This window comes from Nisaea nitritireducens (genome assembly GCF_014904795.1).
Taxonomy (GTDB): domain Bacteria; phylum Pseudomonadota; class Alphaproteobacteria; order Thalassobaculales; family Thalassobaculaceae; genus Nisaea; species Nisaea nitritireducens.
Genome location: NZ_JACZFS010000009.1, coordinates 1 through 15,537, shown reverse-complemented (window position 1 = coordinate 15,537; position 15,537 = coordinate 1). Strand labels below are relative to the sequence as shown.

The window sequence follows — 15,537 nt, the reverse complement described above, 5'->3', positions numbered from 1 at the left end:
CTAGAACATGTTGAGTGCGAGGCGTGCCTCGTCGCTCATCCGTTCCGGTGTCCAGGCCGGCTCCCAGCTCAACTCTACCTGCACTCGGCCGACGCCTTTGACACTGGCAGCTTTCTCCCCAACGTCGATAGGAAGCTGTCCGGCAACCGGGCAGGCCGGTGCTGTTAGCGTCATCAGAATTTTGACATCGCCATTATCCTTGATATCGATCTCGTAGATCAATCCCAGCTCGTAGATGTCGACCGGGATTTCCGGGTCGTAGACTTCTTTCAATGCGAGGATGATCTCATCTTCCGTGGCTACACGCACGCCTTCGGCAAGCGGCTCACCGACTTCGGCAACGATGCCTTCTTCCGGCGGCGGGATATCCAGAAAGTCATGCATTCCGGGACCAGGCTGCATCACGAAAAGATCTCCCTCACCTTTTCCAGGCTGTCGACGAGCGCGTCGATATCCTGACGGGTGTTGTAAAGGCCGAGACTGGCCCTGGCCATGGCAGGCACATCGAACCGCTCCATCAGCGGCTGTGCGCAATGGTGTCCGGCGCGCACCGCGACACCGGCCTGATCGATGATGGTCGAGATATCGTGCGGATGAGCGCAATCCATGACGAAGGACAACACACTCGCCTTGCCCGGAGCCGTGCCGATCAGGCGCAGCCCCTCGACGGAGGCCAGACGCTGGGTCGCGTACGTCAGCACGTCGGCCTCATGCGCACCGATTGCCGCCATGCCAATGGTATTAACATAGTCGACCGCAACACCGAGACCGTAGGCCTGGACGATCGGCGGCGTTCCCGCCTCGAACTTGTGCGGCAGGTCCGCCCAGGTCGATTTCGCGATCGTAACCGTGTTGATCATGTCGCCGCCGCCCTGGACCGGCGGCATCTTCTCCAGCAACGCTTCCTTACCGTAAAGGATACCAATGCCGGTCGGGCCATAGAGCTTGTGTCCGGAGAAAGCGTAGAAATCACAGTCGATATCGACCACATCGACCGGCATGTGGGTGACGCCCTGCGCCCCGTCCACGACCAGTACAGCACCGGCCTTGTGGGCGAGCGCGGCGATTTCCTTCACCGGCAGAACCGTGCCCAGCACGTTGGAGACATGCGGCACCGAGATGATCTTCGTCCGGTCCGTGATCAGAGCTTCCAGAGCGGCGAGATGAAACGCCCCCTCCTCGTCCACATCTGCGGCCTTCAGCACCAGCCCCTTCTCGTCCCGGATCATCTGCCACGGCACGATGTTGGAGTGATGCTCCATCGTCGTGATGATGATCTCGTCGCCTTCTTCCAGGAAGGCACGGGCATAGGATTGCGCCACCAGATTGAGCGCATCGGTGGTGCCACGGGTATAGATGACCTCATGGCTGTGCTTGGCGTTGATGAAGGCCTGAACCTTCTCCCGCGCGCCTTCGTAATGCGCTGTGGCGAGCTCACTCAGATAATGCAGGCCGCGATTGACGTTCGAGTATTCCGCCTCATACATCCGCGTCACGGCTTCAATTACCTGACGCGGCTTCTGAGCCGACGCTGCCGAGTCGAGATACACCAGCGGCTTGCCGCGCACCGCGGAGGACAGGATCGGGAAGTCCTGCCGGATCAGGTCAACGTCGAACCCAGCCTCACTCATGACGCCGCATCCTCTCTCAAAGCGCGTTCGGCCAGCCAAGCGGTAATCTTCGTACCGAAGGCTTCCGCAACCTTGTCGACACGGATTTCCTCCAGCGCATCGCGGAGATAGGCCTCGATCAGCATGTTGCGGGCATCGTGCTCCGAAATACCGCGCGCCTTCAGGTAAAACAGCTGATCGTCGTCCAGCTCGCCCACCGTCGCGCCGTGGCTGCACTTCACATCGTCGGCATAGATTTCCAGCTCCGGCTTGCTGTCGATTTCCGCCTTGCGGGACAGCAACAGCGCCCGGTTCATCTGGTATCCGTCAGTCTTCTGTGCCGGACGCTGCACCAGGATCTTGCCCTGGAAAACACCGCGTCCATTCTCATCCAGAACGCCCTTGTAGATCTCGCGTGACTGGCTGTTCGGCTTTGCATGCTCGATGAAGGTTGTGTTGTCGAGATGCTGGTTCGCTGCCGCCATGTAGACGCCGTTCACCGCATAGAGGATCTCGGAGCCATCCAGCTTGCCGCGGATTTCGTTCCGGGCCAGCTTGGCGCCGCAGGACAGGGCGAAGTTGTCGTAGATAACCTTCTCGCCACACGTCACATGGGTCATGGCCACGTGATAGGCGGAGCGAGCCTCGTTCTGCAGTTTGTAGTGATGGAAGACCGCCTCGTCCTCCACCGTGACATGCGTCACGGAGTTGGAGAAATAGCTTCCCTCGCCAACGCCGACATGGCTTTCCACCAGAGTCGCCTGCGCGTTCGCGCCAACCCAGACAACATTGCGCGGCGCGAAGGCCACCGGCTCGTCACCGGCTGTGCCAATAGAGATGATGTGGATCGGCTTCGCGATGACCGCGTTCTTGGCAACCTCGATCAGCACACCACCCGAGATACCGGCGGTATTCAGAGCTGCAAGCGGAAGCCCGTCAATCGCGCCTTCGTCCTGAAGGGCGTGCTTGACGGCACCGTTCTCAAACTCGATCGCCTGTGGCAGCGGCGTGATCGCGAGACCAACAGGCAGGTTCTCGAGAGCGGAGCGGCTTTCATCCAGCCGCCCGTTCACCAGAACGATCTCGATCCCCTGGATCTCTGCCACACTGTCGCGCGGGATCTCGACTGCTTTCGCATCGGCAGAAGGTGCCGCGAAGGACAGGCTGCCAAGACCGCGAAGGCTGGTATATTTCCAGGCCTCAGTCCGGTTCGTCGGCAGGCCGAGAGTCTCGAACGTCTCTGCTCCGGCAGCGGTAGCAGCCCCGAACCAGTCGGGCGCTCCATCGAAAGGCGCCGCCGCGCTGAAAGCCTTCAGCAACGCATTGTCATTTGCCATATCGTTCGGCATGTCTCGTTCTCCGAACCGGTTCAGGCAGCCTTGCCGGTGAAGTCGGCATAGCCCTTTTCCTCGAGCTCGAGGGCAAGTTCCTTGCCGCCCGAACGCTGGATCTTGCCCGCCGCCATGACATGCACGAAGTCCGGCTGGATGTAGTCCAGAAGACGCTGATAGTGCGTGATCAGCAGCATGCCGCGATTTTCGTTGCGCAGCGCGTTCACGCCGTCGGCAACGATCTTCAGCGCATCGATATCGAGGCCGGAATCGGTTTCGTCGAGCACGCAGAGGGTCGGCTCGAGCACCGCCATCTGCAGAATCTCGTTCCGCTTTTTCTCACCACCGGAGAAGCCGACATTCACAGCGCGTTTCAGCATGTCGTCGCCCATCTCCAGCGACTTCGCCTTCTCGCGCACCAGCTTCAGGAACTGCATCGCATCCAGCTCCTCTTCGCCGTGGTACTTGCGCTTGGAATTCAGCGCCTCACGCAGGAACGTCATGCCTGGCACGCCCGGAATTTCCACCGGATACTGGAACGCCAGGAAAACGCCTTCATTGGCGCGTTCGTTCGCTTCCAGCTCAAGCAGATCCTTGTCGCCGAAAGTCACTTCGCCTTCGGTCACTTCATAGCCGTCGCGGCCCGCCAGCACATAGGACAGCGTGCTTTTACCGGACCCGTTCGGGCCCATGATCGCATGCACTTCGCCGGGCTGAATGACGAGGTCGATCCCTTTCAGGATTTCCTTGCCTTCCTCTTCCAGCGAGGCGTGCAGATTCTTGATTTCCAACAGAGCCATATCTCTCTCCGAGCGTATTTTTTGGTGTTCCGGCGCGTCAGCCGACGCTGCCTTCAAGGCTGATACCGATGAGTTTCTGTGCTTCAACGGCGAATTCCATCGGAAGCTCTTTCATGACTTCCTTGCAGAACCCGTTGACGATGATCGAGACCGAGTCCTCTTCCGACAGCCCGCGCTGGGCACAGTAGAAGAGCTGGTCCTCGCTGATCTTCGAAGTCGTCGCCTCATGCTCGATCCGGGCCGAGGGATTGCGGGATTCGATGTAGGGCACCGTGTGTGCGCCGCACTGATCGCCAATCAAGAGGCTGTCGCACTGAGTGTAGTTGCGGGCGCCTTCGGCCCCCGGCAGCACCTTCACCAGGCCGCGATAGGTATTGTCAGCCTTACCGGCGCTGATACCCTTGGAAATGATCGTCGACTTCGTATTTTTGCCGATATGCACCATCTTGGTGCCGGTATCGGCCTGCTGGGCGTTGTTGGTGATGGCGACGGAGTAGAACTCGCCGACCGAATTATCACCCTGCAGGATGCAGCTCGGATATTTCCAGGTGACAGCGGAGCCGGTCTCGACCTGGGTCCAGGAGATCTTCGAGCTGTCGCCGCGGCAGGCGCCGCGCTTGGTCACGAAGTTGTAGATGCCGCCGGCACCGGTCTCGTCGCCCGGATACCAGTTCTGCACCGTCGAATACTTGATCTCCGCTTCCTTCATGGCGACCAGTTCGACGACCGCGGCATGAAGCTGGTTCTCGTCCCGCTGCGGAGCGGTACAGCCTTCCAGATAGGAGACGTAAGAGCCTTCTTCGGCGATGATCAGGGTACGCTCGAACTGTCCGGTGTTTTCCGCGTTGATGCGGAAATAGGTGGAGAGTTCCATCGGACAGCGCACGCCCTTCGGAATGTAGACGAAGGAGCCGTCGGTGAAGACCGCGCAGTTCAGAGTCGCGAAGTAGTTGTCGGAATACGGCACGACCGAGCCGAGATACTTCTTCACCAGCTCCGGATGCTCTTTGATAGCTTCCGAAATGGAGCAAAATATGACGCCGTATTCGGCGAGCTTCTTGCGGTATGTCGTAGCGACGGAAACGGAATCAAACACCGCATCGACCGCAACCACGCCAGCGAGAATTTCCTGCTCTTTCAACGGAATACCGAGCTTCTCATAGGTGCGCAGAAGCTCCGGATCAACCTCGTCCAGACTGTTCAGCTTCTCTTTAACCTTCGGTGCTGCGTAGTAGTAGATATCACTCAGGTCGATGGGCGTGTACTCGACCTTGGCCCAATCCGGCTCTTCCATTGTCTTGAAGTGCTCGTAGGCCTTCAAGCGCCATTCCAGCATCCATTCCGGCTCTTCCTTCTTCGCCGAAATGAAGCGGATCACCTCTTCGCTGAGACCCTTCGGAGCCATCTCGGACTCGATGTCGGTGACGAAACCGTACTTGTATTTCTCGGTTCCGAGCTGCTCGACCTGTTCGATTGTCTCGACAGTTGCCGCCATGATCGTGTTATCCCGCTATCTTAATCGCTCGTTCAATTGCACTCGAATTCGTCCGTCAGCTGTCAGCCGTCACCGGCTGACGCGTACCCGCCGCGGCGGGTTGCAACGGAAACATTTCCGTCGGGTCCAGAAGATCAGCCAGAGTGACGTCCTCCAGCGCCCGCCTCACGGCGAGATTCACCCTGTTCCAGTTCCCGCTTATTGGGCAGGAGTTACTGACCTCGCACTGGCCGTCGCTGTCATCCACACAAGCTGTCAGCGCGATCGGACCATCAATGGCCTGCACGATGGCCGCGACAGTCACCTGCTCAGCCGTCCGGTCCACCGAATAACCGCCATTCGCCCCGCGATGCGAGGTTACGAGACCCACGCCAGCAAGGATCTTCAGCAGCTTCGATACGGTTGGCAGCGGTATCGCCGTTGTCTCGGACAGCACCGCAGCAGTTCGCACGCGACCAGGGTCCCGAGCCATCTGGCCGAGCACCACAACCGCATAATCTGTCATCTTGTTCAGCTTCAGCATTGCACCGTCCATAAAGCGGACTAATTTCGTACCAATTAATTAACCCGGTTGGCGGGGAAATCAACACGAAACTCCGAAATCGGTAATTTTTTTTGAAAGATTCTAAATCCGGCCCGGCACTGATGCCGGGATACATTCGAGAAGACCCGGACGGGGAAATGTCGCAAGATGCCGACCACTTGCCGCCGAGCATCTCCCGCCGACTATATGACCTGCATCAAATACCCGAAGAAGCCCTCCCATGTCCACGACGAACCAGCCTTCTCAGCCCCTGCTCGCGGTCCTCTGGATGATGGGCGCTCTTGCCTCCTTCACCTCGATGGCCGTGGCCGCGCGCGAGCTGACCCAGGAAATTTCGGTATTTCAGGTCACGTTCATGCGGACAGTGATCTGCCTGATCCTGCTCAGCCCTTACGCCTGGAAACTCGGCCGCACCGGCCTGAAGACAGCTCGCCTGAAAGTGCATCTTGGCCGAAATATTGTTCATTTCGGCGGGCAACTCGGCTGGATTTTCGGCGTCAGCGTGCTACCGCTGGCCGCTGTCTTCTCCCTCGAATTCAGCGCCCCGATCTGGACCGCCATCCTGGCCGCAATCTTTCTGAAGGAGCGCCTGACGCGGATACGGATCATTTCAGTGCTCCTCGGGTTTGCCGGAATTCTGGTGATCCTGCGGCCCGGGTCCGAGCTGTTACAGCCAGCTTCTTTCGCGGTGATCGGTGCCGCCGTCTGTTTTGCCTGCACATACGTCTTCACCCGAGGCCTCACCTCTACGGAAAGCGCCTTCAAGATCATTTTCTATATGAACCTGATCCAGCTCCCGATGGGCCTGGTTCCATCCATCATGCTCTGGGTCGAGCCGTCCGTGGACGTTTACCCTTATATTGCCGTGCTCGGCGTCGGCGGAATCACCTCGCATTACTGCATCGCCCGGGCCATGGCACATGCGGACGCAACAATCGTCAGCCCTCTGGATTTCCTGAGGCTGCCGCTGGTTGCTGTTATCGGATTTTGGCTCTACCACGAACCATGGAATCCCTATGTCTTGATCGGTGGTGCAATTACCTTTTCCGGCAATCTCCTGAATATCTGGAACGAGCAAAAAGCGAGCAAGCATAAAGGGTAGTTTTAACATGACGACCCACTGACCATTTGCCGGACCGGCCACCATCATTAGTCCCGTTTCGGGAAACGCCTTTATCGATCATCAATTTCCCAATAAAATAGTTGGAAAATCGACGGGGATAGTCGAGCTGAATGCGTCGTAAGAAGACCTTAGAGATCCTGACGCTCAGGGAGGGATCGTGGGCTATCGAAAGCGCCGCTGGCGATCTTGAGACTGCGCAGAAGGCTGCGGTTCAGTTTCTCGGCAAGCCCGGCGTCATGGGCGTGCGCGTGCTCAAGGAATCCTCCGAGGATATCGGCAACCCCGCCCCAGGCGATATCCTGTTCGAGAAAATGCGTTCCACCGGCGGCGCCGACCGCATTGCTGTCGGCGAGCCCAGCAGCCTGGCACCGGTTTGCGAGGACATAGAGGATCTGTTCCATGGAGGAGGCCGGAATTCGATAAACCGGCTGTTCCGGGCCTACCTCGACAAGAATACCGTGACTGCCACCGAGGTCATGCACAACGCCCGCGAAATGAAGCGGGTTATGGATTTCGAGGGCATGCTGCCCTCGGCGGTATCCAAGGTCGCGCAGATGCAATCCCGTAGCGAAGAAGGCCCTACGATGGGCGAGCGCCGGGATACATTGTTCGGCTTTGCCGACCGGCTCAATCAACGGGCCAAGCATGCGGAAAGCCTTGATCTTCCATCCCTTGCAAAAGTCGATATCAACGAGGCGATCCACCAGATCAACAAGAACACCAACGGTGAGGCGCCGGGATATCTGTTCCGGGTCGCCGCCAGCCGGGAGTTGGTCAATGTCCGGAACTGGTGGGACAAGTTCGCCATGTCCGTCGACTGGGCCGGCGCCTGCAAGTCCGATCCGGCGCTTGCCAATCTGGACTGGTTCATCAGCGATGCCCTGAGCAATGCGTCGGTCCTGCAGGACCTGCTTGGCGATCAGGATAGCCTTGCGGACGCGCTAATCTCCCTGATCGAGATTGCCGACGGCGTCCGTACAATCGACCCGGAAAAGGCCAAAGACACGACCACAACCGAAGCAACCGCAGCCAAGATCAACGGCTTGTTCAAAGCTTCGAAACTACCGGAATCCAAGCTCGCCGTGATGGAGCGGGTATGCCGCCAGTTGCAGGGCAGCGGCTCGCTGACCAAGGACGGTGCCGAGGAGCCAAAAGTCTTCCGGGAAATGCTGCAGCGGTTGATCCCCGGAACGGAGCTGACAGGCGGCCCGGAGATGGCCGAAGCCATCACACACCGGCAGTCTCATATCATCAACAAGGGCGGCGAAGGTGGCCTGAAGGCGGCGACAGCCAGCGTGCTGCCGGCCCTCCGCGACCCGGGCCGCAAGGCGGGCTATCTGCTTTCCCTGATAGAGAGCGATCTCGGCAAGGACCTGTTGAAGGAAGAGATCGAGCAGCATCTGAACGGCTTGTTCATGACCCCCGGCTCCGTCCACCAGATCGTGCGTGCCGGTGCCCCGAACAAGAAGATGGAAAAGATCACCTCCATCTTTTACCGGATTCAAAAATCAAACCTGCCGGACTCCCGCAAGGAGCAACTGACGCAGCATCTCGACGAATTGCTGGCAAGCTATGTGGTCGACGGGAAGATCCTCGACCGGCTGGACGATCCGGAAAAGCCCCTGCATATCCGCGCCTTCATGCTGGTCAGCATGTGTCAGCCGGAAATGCTCCCCGACGGCAAGGCCTCAAAACTCGCGCGGGAAATCATCGTCAAGCACCTGCGCCGCCCGAATTTCGAAACCGAGCTGGTGGCTCAGGTTCCGGACGAAGCGAAGAAAGAAAAAATCCTGCGGGACTTCCATGTGCAACTGCACCGAAGCGGCTTCTTCAACTAGTCATCGCCTCTGTTGAGGAATTCGTGGAGCTGCTGCTCCCCGATATCGCACTCATAGGGCTTTGAGCTTCCCCCCATTTGCACCGGCACCGCCCGCACAGGTCTTTCGGGCGTCAGTCCGGCGACCTCCAGGATCATCTTGCGCCTGACGGCGGCGGCAAAAGACCGGATCCCCTTGGCGACAATGACAAAGGCACCACTGCCACCGATCACGCATTCCTCATAGTAAACGTCCAGGTCGACCAGCTTCGGAAACCCGTATGGTGATGGCCGCTCATTGAGGATTGGAAGCGCATTGATTGTAATGCCGCTGGCAATCGCCAGATCGCGCGCCTTATCGACCTTTGCGCCGGTGTTGTTCGGCCCGTCGCCCGATATATCGATGACCTGACGCTCGGCAAAAAATCGCGGGTCCTGAAACCATTTGGTCGCGAAATTCAGCATGTTTCCGATAGAGGTGCGCCGGCCTGCCATGTGTGGACGCACGTTCAGGTTCTCCGCTACCGCATGTGCGGCTTCACGGCTGTCTATCAAGCTCCAGTCGACGACGACCCGTTGATGGTCGCCTCCGGCCCATTCGACGTAGCTGAGAGCGATCCTGCCGGTCTGGCCGGACAGGATCGTGTTGATGACGGTCTCGTCCTTAAGCGCCTTCACATAACCGTCGCGCTGAAGATCGGACTCCCAGAAATCGATGGAACCGGAAACGTCGACGGCCAGCAGAAGTTTCAGATCGACAAGCTGGGGCGGGTTTTGGGCAGAAGAAGGCAATGGTAACAGCACAACCGAGAGCAATGCTCCGAGCGCAACCTTTCGCCAACCACCGATAAAACCCGAACGCGGCATACCACGTGACCTCCACCGGTATTAGCGCGCACATCCCGCCCCGGAGGCAAGCCTAGGATGAGAAGAAGTCTCTCAAGAGCGCGTTATAAGCTTCTGCCACCTCCAGGTAAGGCGCATGTCCGGCACCGTCGAGCCGAACGTGCCGTCCCGCCGGATAGAGTGCGGCCAGGGCTTCCGACTGGCGCCCGGAGACAACCTTGTCTCCGGCACCGGAGAGCAGCAGGACCGGGCATTTGATGCTGGGTGCAATCGGCCTCGTGTCAGCATGGTGCAGCATGGTTGCACATGTCCGCAGTCCCGGCGCGGTGACCCCACCGGCAATCTCCTGAACCTGAGCCCGAATGTCGCCCGGCGTACCGTCAGCAACCATCATGCCGGAGCGGGCCGCCGCATATTTGGCACTGCCTTCCGTCTCCAGCGTGGCGATCCGTGTCGCATAGCTGCCGGAAATCGGCTCGCTCGACGGGGCCGCACTGCCGGAATGGGTGCAGGACAACACCATATGCCGTGCCCTGTCGCCCGCTTCGGCGGCAACCGCCTGGGCGACCACCCCTCCCATGGAATGACCGATCACGGAGAACTTATCGACGCCAAGATGATCGAGCAGCGCCAGGGCCAGTACGGCAAAGGCGGTCTGGTCAGGGCCAACCACCATGGTCTCGCCGTAACCGGGCGCATCCCAGCCGATGATATGGAATGCATCGGACAGGTCCGCATACTGGGCTTTCCAGGTCCGCGAATTACCGCCGAGGCCATGCAGAGCCAGGATCACCGGCTTCCCAGCAGCGGCTCCGGCTTCACGGTAGGACACGCGTCCGGCAACCGTTTCAACGCGTTTTGCTTCAGGCTCCGTAGTCACGTTTCTGTCCTCCGGTTAGCCGCGGGCGGCAGCATGGTATTCGGGATTGGGCATCAGGTGCACAGCACTCGCGACCCGGTTCGACATGTTGAAGAACCCGGCGACATTGGCGATATCCCAGATGTCCCGGTCCGAAAAGCCTGCATCGCGCAGGGACTGGCGATCCGCTTCCATCATATCATAGGGCGTACGTGTCAGCTTCTCGACAAAAGCCACCATGGCCCGCTCGCGCTCATCAAGATCTGCGTAGCGGTGATTGAAGACGAGGCCTTCTCCCAGCTCCGGGCGGCCGGACAGATCCCGCACCGCCGCGCCATGGGCGACCAGGCAATAATAACAATGGTTCACGGACGAAACGACAACCGCGATCATCTCCCGCTCCAGCTTGCTCAGGCCGGACGGGCCAAGCATCAGCGTGTTGTAGAGCGTGGTGAAGCCGCGCAGATGGGTATCGTCAAAACTGTAGGCCTTGATCACGTTCGGCACCATGCCGAGCTTTTCCAGGCAGAGTTCCCAGTATTTCCGGGTTTCCTCTGACAGGTCCTCGATATTCGGCACCGGCAGCCCGACTTCCAGGGCATGCACTTTTTCTTCAGACACGTCTTTCCTCCAGGTTAGTCCGCGCCATCCAGAGCCGCCAGTTCGCCGACGGTCACCGGTTTGATGGGCGGACGGATACGGTAGTAACCGATAGCGTCAGGCTCCTTGCCATGCGCGTCGGCCAGAATTTCAGTAACGGTCAGGCCGCACATCCGGCCCTGGCACGGTCCCATCCCGGCGCGCAGAAAGGCTTTCGCCTGGTTCGGTCCGGGCGCCCCGTCGGCAGCAGCGCCACGCACCGCGCGGGCGCTGACTTCCTCGCAGCGACAGACTGGAACATCTCCATCGAGCTTTCCGATCCAGGCCGGCGGCGGGTACATCGCGTCGAGCAGTGGCCGCACCGCCATTTGGGCCCGGCGGTTATCCCGCGCCTTGACGATCTCAATGTCGCCGGACGGTCGGTTCACTGCTCCAAAATCCTCGGCGATCTCCAGTGCCGCAATCCGACCGGCATTCTCCGCCGCGATCGCGCCGCCTATACCGCCGCCGTCACCGGCAACGAAAACCCCAGGCACGCTGGTCTCGCCGCGATCGCTCAGCACCGGATGGAAGCAGCGCTGCGCCCTGTCCCAGCGGTGCTCGCAGCCGATCAGACGGGTGAGTTGCGGGTTCGGCACCACCCCCTCATGCAGCAGAAGGGTCGTGGCCTCCAACTTGACGGCCTTCCCCCCACTCCTGAAGCGGACATGTTCGACCCGCTCCGCCCCGAGTGCCTCAAGGCCCTCTACCTGTCGGTAAACCGGAATTCCGGACTGCGCCAGCACACGCATCAGGCGCCGCCCCTTCAGCAACGATCGCCAGCCGAAAAGAGCTTTCGGCAGATACGGCAGACCGCGCAGCATGGCGCCCGACGGGGTGGTGTCGAGCACGGCGGCGACCGGAATACCGGCCGCATGACACTGCGCGGCGAACAGCAGCAGCAGCGGCCCCGAACCGGCCAGCACCAGCGGCGCTTCGGGATAAAGGCCAGAGGATTTCAGAACGGTCTGTGCGGCGCCGATGGTCATGACACCCGGCAAAGTCCAGCCCGGCACCGGTACCGGCCGCTCCATGGCACCGGTCGCAATCAGCACGGTGCGTGCCTGCACCTGACGCGTCACCCCGTCCCACGCGACCAGGAGCGTTTTGTCGCCCTCCTCGGGGCAATCGAGATGCCAGACCATCGACGATGGCCAGTAATTGGCCCCCGAAGCCCTGAAACGGTCAGCGCGCGCGGCTCCGTCCGCATAATCCGGGCCGAGGAAGGCAAGGGCCTCCGGGCGCGTCGATGCGTTGCGTTCGATCGCCCGCCAGATTTGTCCGCCCGGCTCCGGCTGCTCGTCGATCAGCAGCACGGACAGGCCGGCTTCACGGGCCGTCGAGGCGGCCGACATACCAGCGGGGCCGGCACCGATGATGGCAAGATCGGTGCGGGTCATTGTCCGCCCTCCCCGGCCAGATCTTCCGGCAGACCCGGCGCGCCCTGCTGGCGGCGCACCGCCATGCCGTCGCGCACCTCGACCAGACAGCCCTGGCGGTTAGGCACACCGTCGATCTCGATGAGGCATTCGAAACAAACGCCCATCATGCAATAGGGAGCCCGCGCCGTGCCGGATTTCGGCGTGGTGCGGGAATGGCCGATCCCGGCGCCCAGTAGCGCCGCCGCAACGCTGTCGCCGCTATGGGCAGTCAAGGCTTCGCCCTCGAAGGTAAAATGCACCGGACGGGCGCGCGGGTCAGGCAGCCGGCGAAACATGGAAACGCTCCGGAGAGAAGGCGGCGAACCTGTCATTAAAACCGCCATTGAGGATGCTTGGCGCAAGATCGAGCGCGTGTGCTGCCGCCAGCGTGACACCGCTATGGCAGGAAATGCTGAAGGCGCCCGGCGCCGTCTCGGACTCGCGATAGATTGGAAAGCCGTCCGGCGCCATCACCCGGAGCGCACTCCAGGTCCGGACCACCCGGACGTTTTTCAGGATCGGGAAATAGCGCACGATACTGCCTGCGATCTCTGCAAGTTTTGCCGGATTGATCGAGGTATCGTAGCCCGCTTCCTCGTGGCTGTTGCCGAAATTGATTGTTCCGTCCGCAGTCTGCCGGGCATTGACCAGCAACGTCGGCAGCACCGGCTGCATTCGTTCGGTGATCAGGATATGGCCGCGATCAGGCCGCACCGGAATATCCAGCCCGACCATCGGCGCCAACCACTTGTTGGCGATACCGGCCGCGATCACCAGCTTGCCCGACCGGAAAATGCCCGCCTCGGTTTCGGTCCGAAAACCATCCCCGTCTTTCGCGATGGATAGGGTCTTCGCTCCGCTGACATAACGCGCGCCGAGTTGCTGGGCAGCGGCATGCAGACTGCGCAGCAGGTAGAGCGGATTGACGTGTCCGTCATGCGGGCTGTAGCTGGCCCCTGACACCTCCGGTCCGATGATCGGCACCATCTCCCGGACATCGTCCGCACCGATCATCCGGCGATCGTTCTCGCCGACGCCGGGCTGGTTGTGCATCCGGTGAATGGAGGCCTCGGTCTCACTGTAGTCATCCTCGCCGAGGCACAGCGAGAGACCGCCTTCCTGCTTCAGCTCGATGTCACAGCCGTTATGCTCCAGCATACCGTCTGCGAAGCCCTGGTAGAGATCCTTCGAGCGCCGGGTCCAGTCGGCATAATCCGGCAGGCCGTCGCCCTTGCCCTGCACCCAGACCAGTCCGAAGTTCCCGCGCGACGCCCGAAAGGCCACATCGCCTTCATCAAGGATGGTGACGGACGCCCCTTCGCGGGCCAGCCCATAGGCAACGGCTGCCCCCACCAGCCCGCCGCCGACAACAATGACATCGGAACTCCGAGCCATCGCGCGTCAGTCGAGCAGGGTTTCGAGGTCGGCCTGCACTGCCTTGTCGAAGCCGATCAGGCGGATCTCGCCGAGATCGATGACCGGGCGCTTGACCAGCGAAGACTGGCTGGCCAGCAGTGCCGGCGCGCTGTCGGCATTGACGCTTTCCTGGATGGCCGGATCAAGCTTGCGCCAGGTCGTGCCGCGCTTGTTCACCACTTTCTCGACGCCGAGTTCCTCGATCCATTCCGCGGCCCGCTCCTGCGTCAGGCCGCCCTTCTTGAAGTCATGAAAATTGTAAGAGACACCGCGCGCGTCGAGCCATTTTCGGGCCTTCTTCACCGTGTCGCAATTGGCGATACCGTAGACCGTGATTGTCACGTTTCAGTTCCTTTCCATGCGGGGCGGCAGGTCGTCGACCACTGCCAGCAGCACATCGACGAGGCTGCGGCCGAGAGTCTTTGAACGCTCCCCGTCCCAGCCATGCACCGGGTCCGGCTGATTGTCCGCATCCTTGAACGGCATCTCCAGTGTCATGGAGAGCGCGCCCAGCCGGTTCGCGATATGACCGGTCGACGTGGTGAGATTGCCTTTGCCCGGTGATGCTTTCGGATAGCCGTGCGCGGTCTGGAAATCCGGGTTCATCGCCGCGTAAGTCTGCTGGAACCGGTCCAGCATGGCGACATGCGCCTCCGTGATTCCGGGAACGCCATAGCTTCCGGCGATGAAGTTATACGGGATCGCCTCGTCCCCGTGCACATCGAATGACAGATCGACGCCAAGCCGCTCCATGGCGTCAAGCACGGCCAGCACTTCCGGGCTTTTCTCAGCGCTTGGGGATGCCCATTCGCGGTTGAGGTTCACACCCAGCGCGTTGGTCCGAAGGTTGCCGCGCCGGCTACCGTCCGGGTTCATGTTCGGCACGGCATAGACCACCGCTTTTTCCAGCAGCGCCCGGCTGACGCCGTCGGCCGGATCGAGCAGCCGCTCGATGAAGCCTTCAATGTACCATTCGGCCATCGGCTCGCCCGGATGCTGCCGTCCGAAGACCCAGAGCGGCTTACGCCCGTCCGCCGCCGCGCCGATGGTCAGCATGTCGATGGTCTGCCCATCGTGCGTCTCGCCGATCACCTCGGCGGCGCAGCGCGTCGATTGCTGGGCGGCGGCGATCAGATCCTCGTGCCGCTCCATCGAATAGGGGGCGAAATAGGCGTACCAGACATAATCCGCCTCCGGCACATGCCGGATGGTCAGCTCGGTGCCGTCATAGGATGTCGGCACCCGGAACCAGGTCTCCCGGTCGTAGGACGCGCAAGCCCGGTAATTCTCCCAGCCTTTTGGATAGCTCGACCCGCTCGCATTCAGGATGCGCATTTTCACCCCGCGCCCGGCAGCACCGGCGAGGCGGAAGTGGAACCACTGGTAAAAGTCGGACCCGGTATCCGCCGGAATGCGGAGCTGGATGTCGTTCGGATCGTCGATGGAGACGACGTCGATATTGCCGCTGTCGAACGCAGCATCGATACGGAGCATGGGATCTCCCGGAGAAATGAGAGTTGGAGGGTAATCGCGCGATAAGCGTTTGGAAAGACAGATAGGAGAGACGGATTTGTGCGGCGCGGGAACGAAAGCGAACGGGACGCCAAGTGTACGGCCCTACTCATCCCGTCACATTG

At 60.7% G+C, this 15,537-nt stretch carries 16 protein-coding genes; 2 read left to right on the top strand and 14 right to left on the bottom strand.

Annotated elements, in window-relative coordinates:
* The 6 genes from IG629_RS01625 to IG629_RS01600 are packed head-to-tail and all read right to left on the bottom strand — an operon-like array spanning nucleotide 1 to nucleotide 5,759.
* Nucleotides 1-402, bottom strand: a complete 402-nt coding sequence (locus tag IG629_RS01625; RefSeq protein ID WP_028464566.1) for an SUF system Fe-S cluster assembly protein — start codon at nucleotides 400-402, stop codon at nucleotides 1-3.
* The gene (locus IG629_RS01620) at nucleotides 402-1,631 is read right to left on the bottom strand and encodes a cysteine desulfurase (RefSeq protein ID WP_193170247.1); all 1,230 of its coding nucleotides are present in this window, start codon (nucleotides 1,629-1,631) and stop codon (nucleotides 402-404) included. Before IG629_RS01620 ends, IG629_RS01625 begins: the two co-directional genes overlap by 1 nt.
* Nucleotides 1,628-2,959 carry a Fe-S cluster assembly protein SufD gene (gene sufD, locus IG629_RS01615; protein WP_193170246.1) on the bottom strand — a complete coding sequence of 444 codons (1,332 nt, stop codon included), beginning with the start codon at nucleotides 2,957-2,959 and terminating at the stop codon, nucleotides 1,628-1,630. Before sufD ends, IG629_RS01620 begins: the two co-directional genes overlap by 4 nt.
* A gap of 20 nt (nucleotides 2,960-2,979) precedes the next feature.
* Nucleotides 2,980-3,741: a Fe-S cluster assembly ATPase SufC gene (gene sufC / locus IG629_RS01610; RefSeq protein WP_449867036.1), complete on the bottom strand. Its 762-nt coding sequence runs from the start codon at nucleotides 3,739-3,741 to the stop codon at nucleotides 2,980-2,982.
* A 37-nt stretch (nucleotides 3,742-3,778) separates the two neighbouring features.
* Nucleotides 3,779-5,236, bottom strand: a complete 1,458-nt coding sequence (gene sufB, locus IG629_RS01605; RefSeq protein WP_193170245.1) for a Fe-S cluster assembly protein SufB — start codon at nucleotides 5,234-5,236, stop codon at nucleotides 3,779-3,781.
* A 55-nt stretch (nucleotides 5,237-5,291) separates the two neighbouring features.
* A complete protein-coding gene (locus IG629_RS01600) occupies nucleotides 5,292-5,759 on the bottom strand; it encodes an SUF system Fe-S cluster assembly regulator (RefSeq protein WP_193170244.1) in 468 nt (155 codons plus the stop codon).
* Between the two features lie 241 nt (nucleotides 5,760-6,000).
* Between IG629_RS01600 and IG629_RS01595 the strand changes: the two genes are divergently transcribed.
* Both IG629_RS01595 and IG629_RS01590 read left to right on the top strand, forming a co-directional pair.
* Nucleotides 6,001-6,882: a DMT family transporter gene (locus IG629_RS01595; RefSeq protein ID WP_226886376.1), complete on the top strand. Its 882-nt coding sequence runs from the start codon at nucleotides 6,001-6,003 to the stop codon at nucleotides 6,880-6,882.
* 131 nt (nucleotides 6,883-7,013) lie between these two features.
* The gene (locus IG629_RS01590; RefSeq protein WP_193170243.1) at nucleotides 7,014-8,741 is read left to right on the top strand and encodes a hypothetical protein; all 1,728 of its coding nucleotides are present in this window, start codon (nucleotides 7,014-7,016) and stop codon (nucleotides 8,739-8,741) included.
* Here the strand turns inward: IG629_RS01590 and IG629_RS01585 are convergent.
* The 8 genes from IG629_RS01585 to IG629_RS01550 are packed head-to-tail and all read right to left on the bottom strand — an operon-like array spanning nucleotide 8,738 to nucleotide 15,394.
* Nucleotides 8,738-9,586, bottom strand: a complete 849-nt coding sequence (locus tag IG629_RS01585; RefSeq protein WP_193170242.1) for a DUF1194 domain-containing protein — start codon at nucleotides 9,584-9,586, stop codon at nucleotides 8,738-8,740. The genes IG629_RS01590 and IG629_RS01585 overlap by 4 nt on opposite strands.
* Nucleotides 9,587-9,638: 52 nt before the next feature.
* Nucleotides 9,639-10,445, bottom strand: a complete 807-nt coding sequence (locus IG629_RS01580; protein ID WP_193170241.1) for an alpha/beta fold hydrolase — start codon at nucleotides 10,443-10,445, stop codon at nucleotides 9,639-9,641.
* Nucleotides 10,446-10,460: 15 nt separating this feature from the next.
* The gene (locus IG629_RS01575) at nucleotides 10,461-11,045 is read right to left on the bottom strand and encodes a peroxidase-related enzyme (protein WP_193170240.1); all 585 of its coding nucleotides are present in this window, start codon (nucleotides 11,043-11,045) and stop codon (nucleotides 10,461-10,463) included.
* A gap of 14 nt (nucleotides 11,046-11,059) precedes the next feature.
* Nucleotides 11,060-12,463, bottom strand: a complete 1,404-nt coding sequence (locus tag IG629_RS01570; RefSeq protein WP_193170239.1) for an FAD-dependent oxidoreductase — start codon at nucleotides 12,461-12,463, stop codon at nucleotides 11,060-11,062.
* A complete protein-coding gene (locus tag IG629_RS01565; RefSeq protein WP_193170238.1) occupies nucleotides 12,460-12,780 on the bottom strand; it encodes a (2Fe-2S)-binding protein in 321 nt (106 codons plus the stop codon). Before IG629_RS01565 ends, IG629_RS01570 begins: the two co-directional genes overlap by 4 nt.
* Nucleotides 12,761-13,879 carry an NAD(P)/FAD-dependent oxidoreductase gene (locus IG629_RS01560; RefSeq protein WP_193170237.1) on the bottom strand — a complete coding sequence of 373 codons (1,119 nt, stop codon included), beginning with the start codon at nucleotides 13,877-13,879 and terminating at the stop codon, nucleotides 12,761-12,763. The genes IG629_RS01565 and IG629_RS01560 overlap by 20 nt, the downstream gene beginning before the upstream one ends.
* A 6-nt stretch (nucleotides 13,880-13,885) precedes the next feature.
* Entirely contained in the window at nucleotides 13,886-14,242 is a 357-nt protein-coding gene (locus tag IG629_RS01555; RefSeq protein WP_193170236.1) for an arsenate reductase, read from the bottom strand.
* Nucleotides 14,243-14,245: 3 nt separating this feature from the next.
* On the bottom strand, nucleotides 14,246-15,394 hold the full coding sequence (locus IG629_RS01550; protein ID WP_193170235.1) for a M14 family metallopeptidase: 1,149 nt from the start codon (nucleotides 15,392-15,394) through the stop codon (nucleotides 14,246-14,248).
* Nucleotides 15,395-15,537 lie beyond the last annotated feature (143 nt).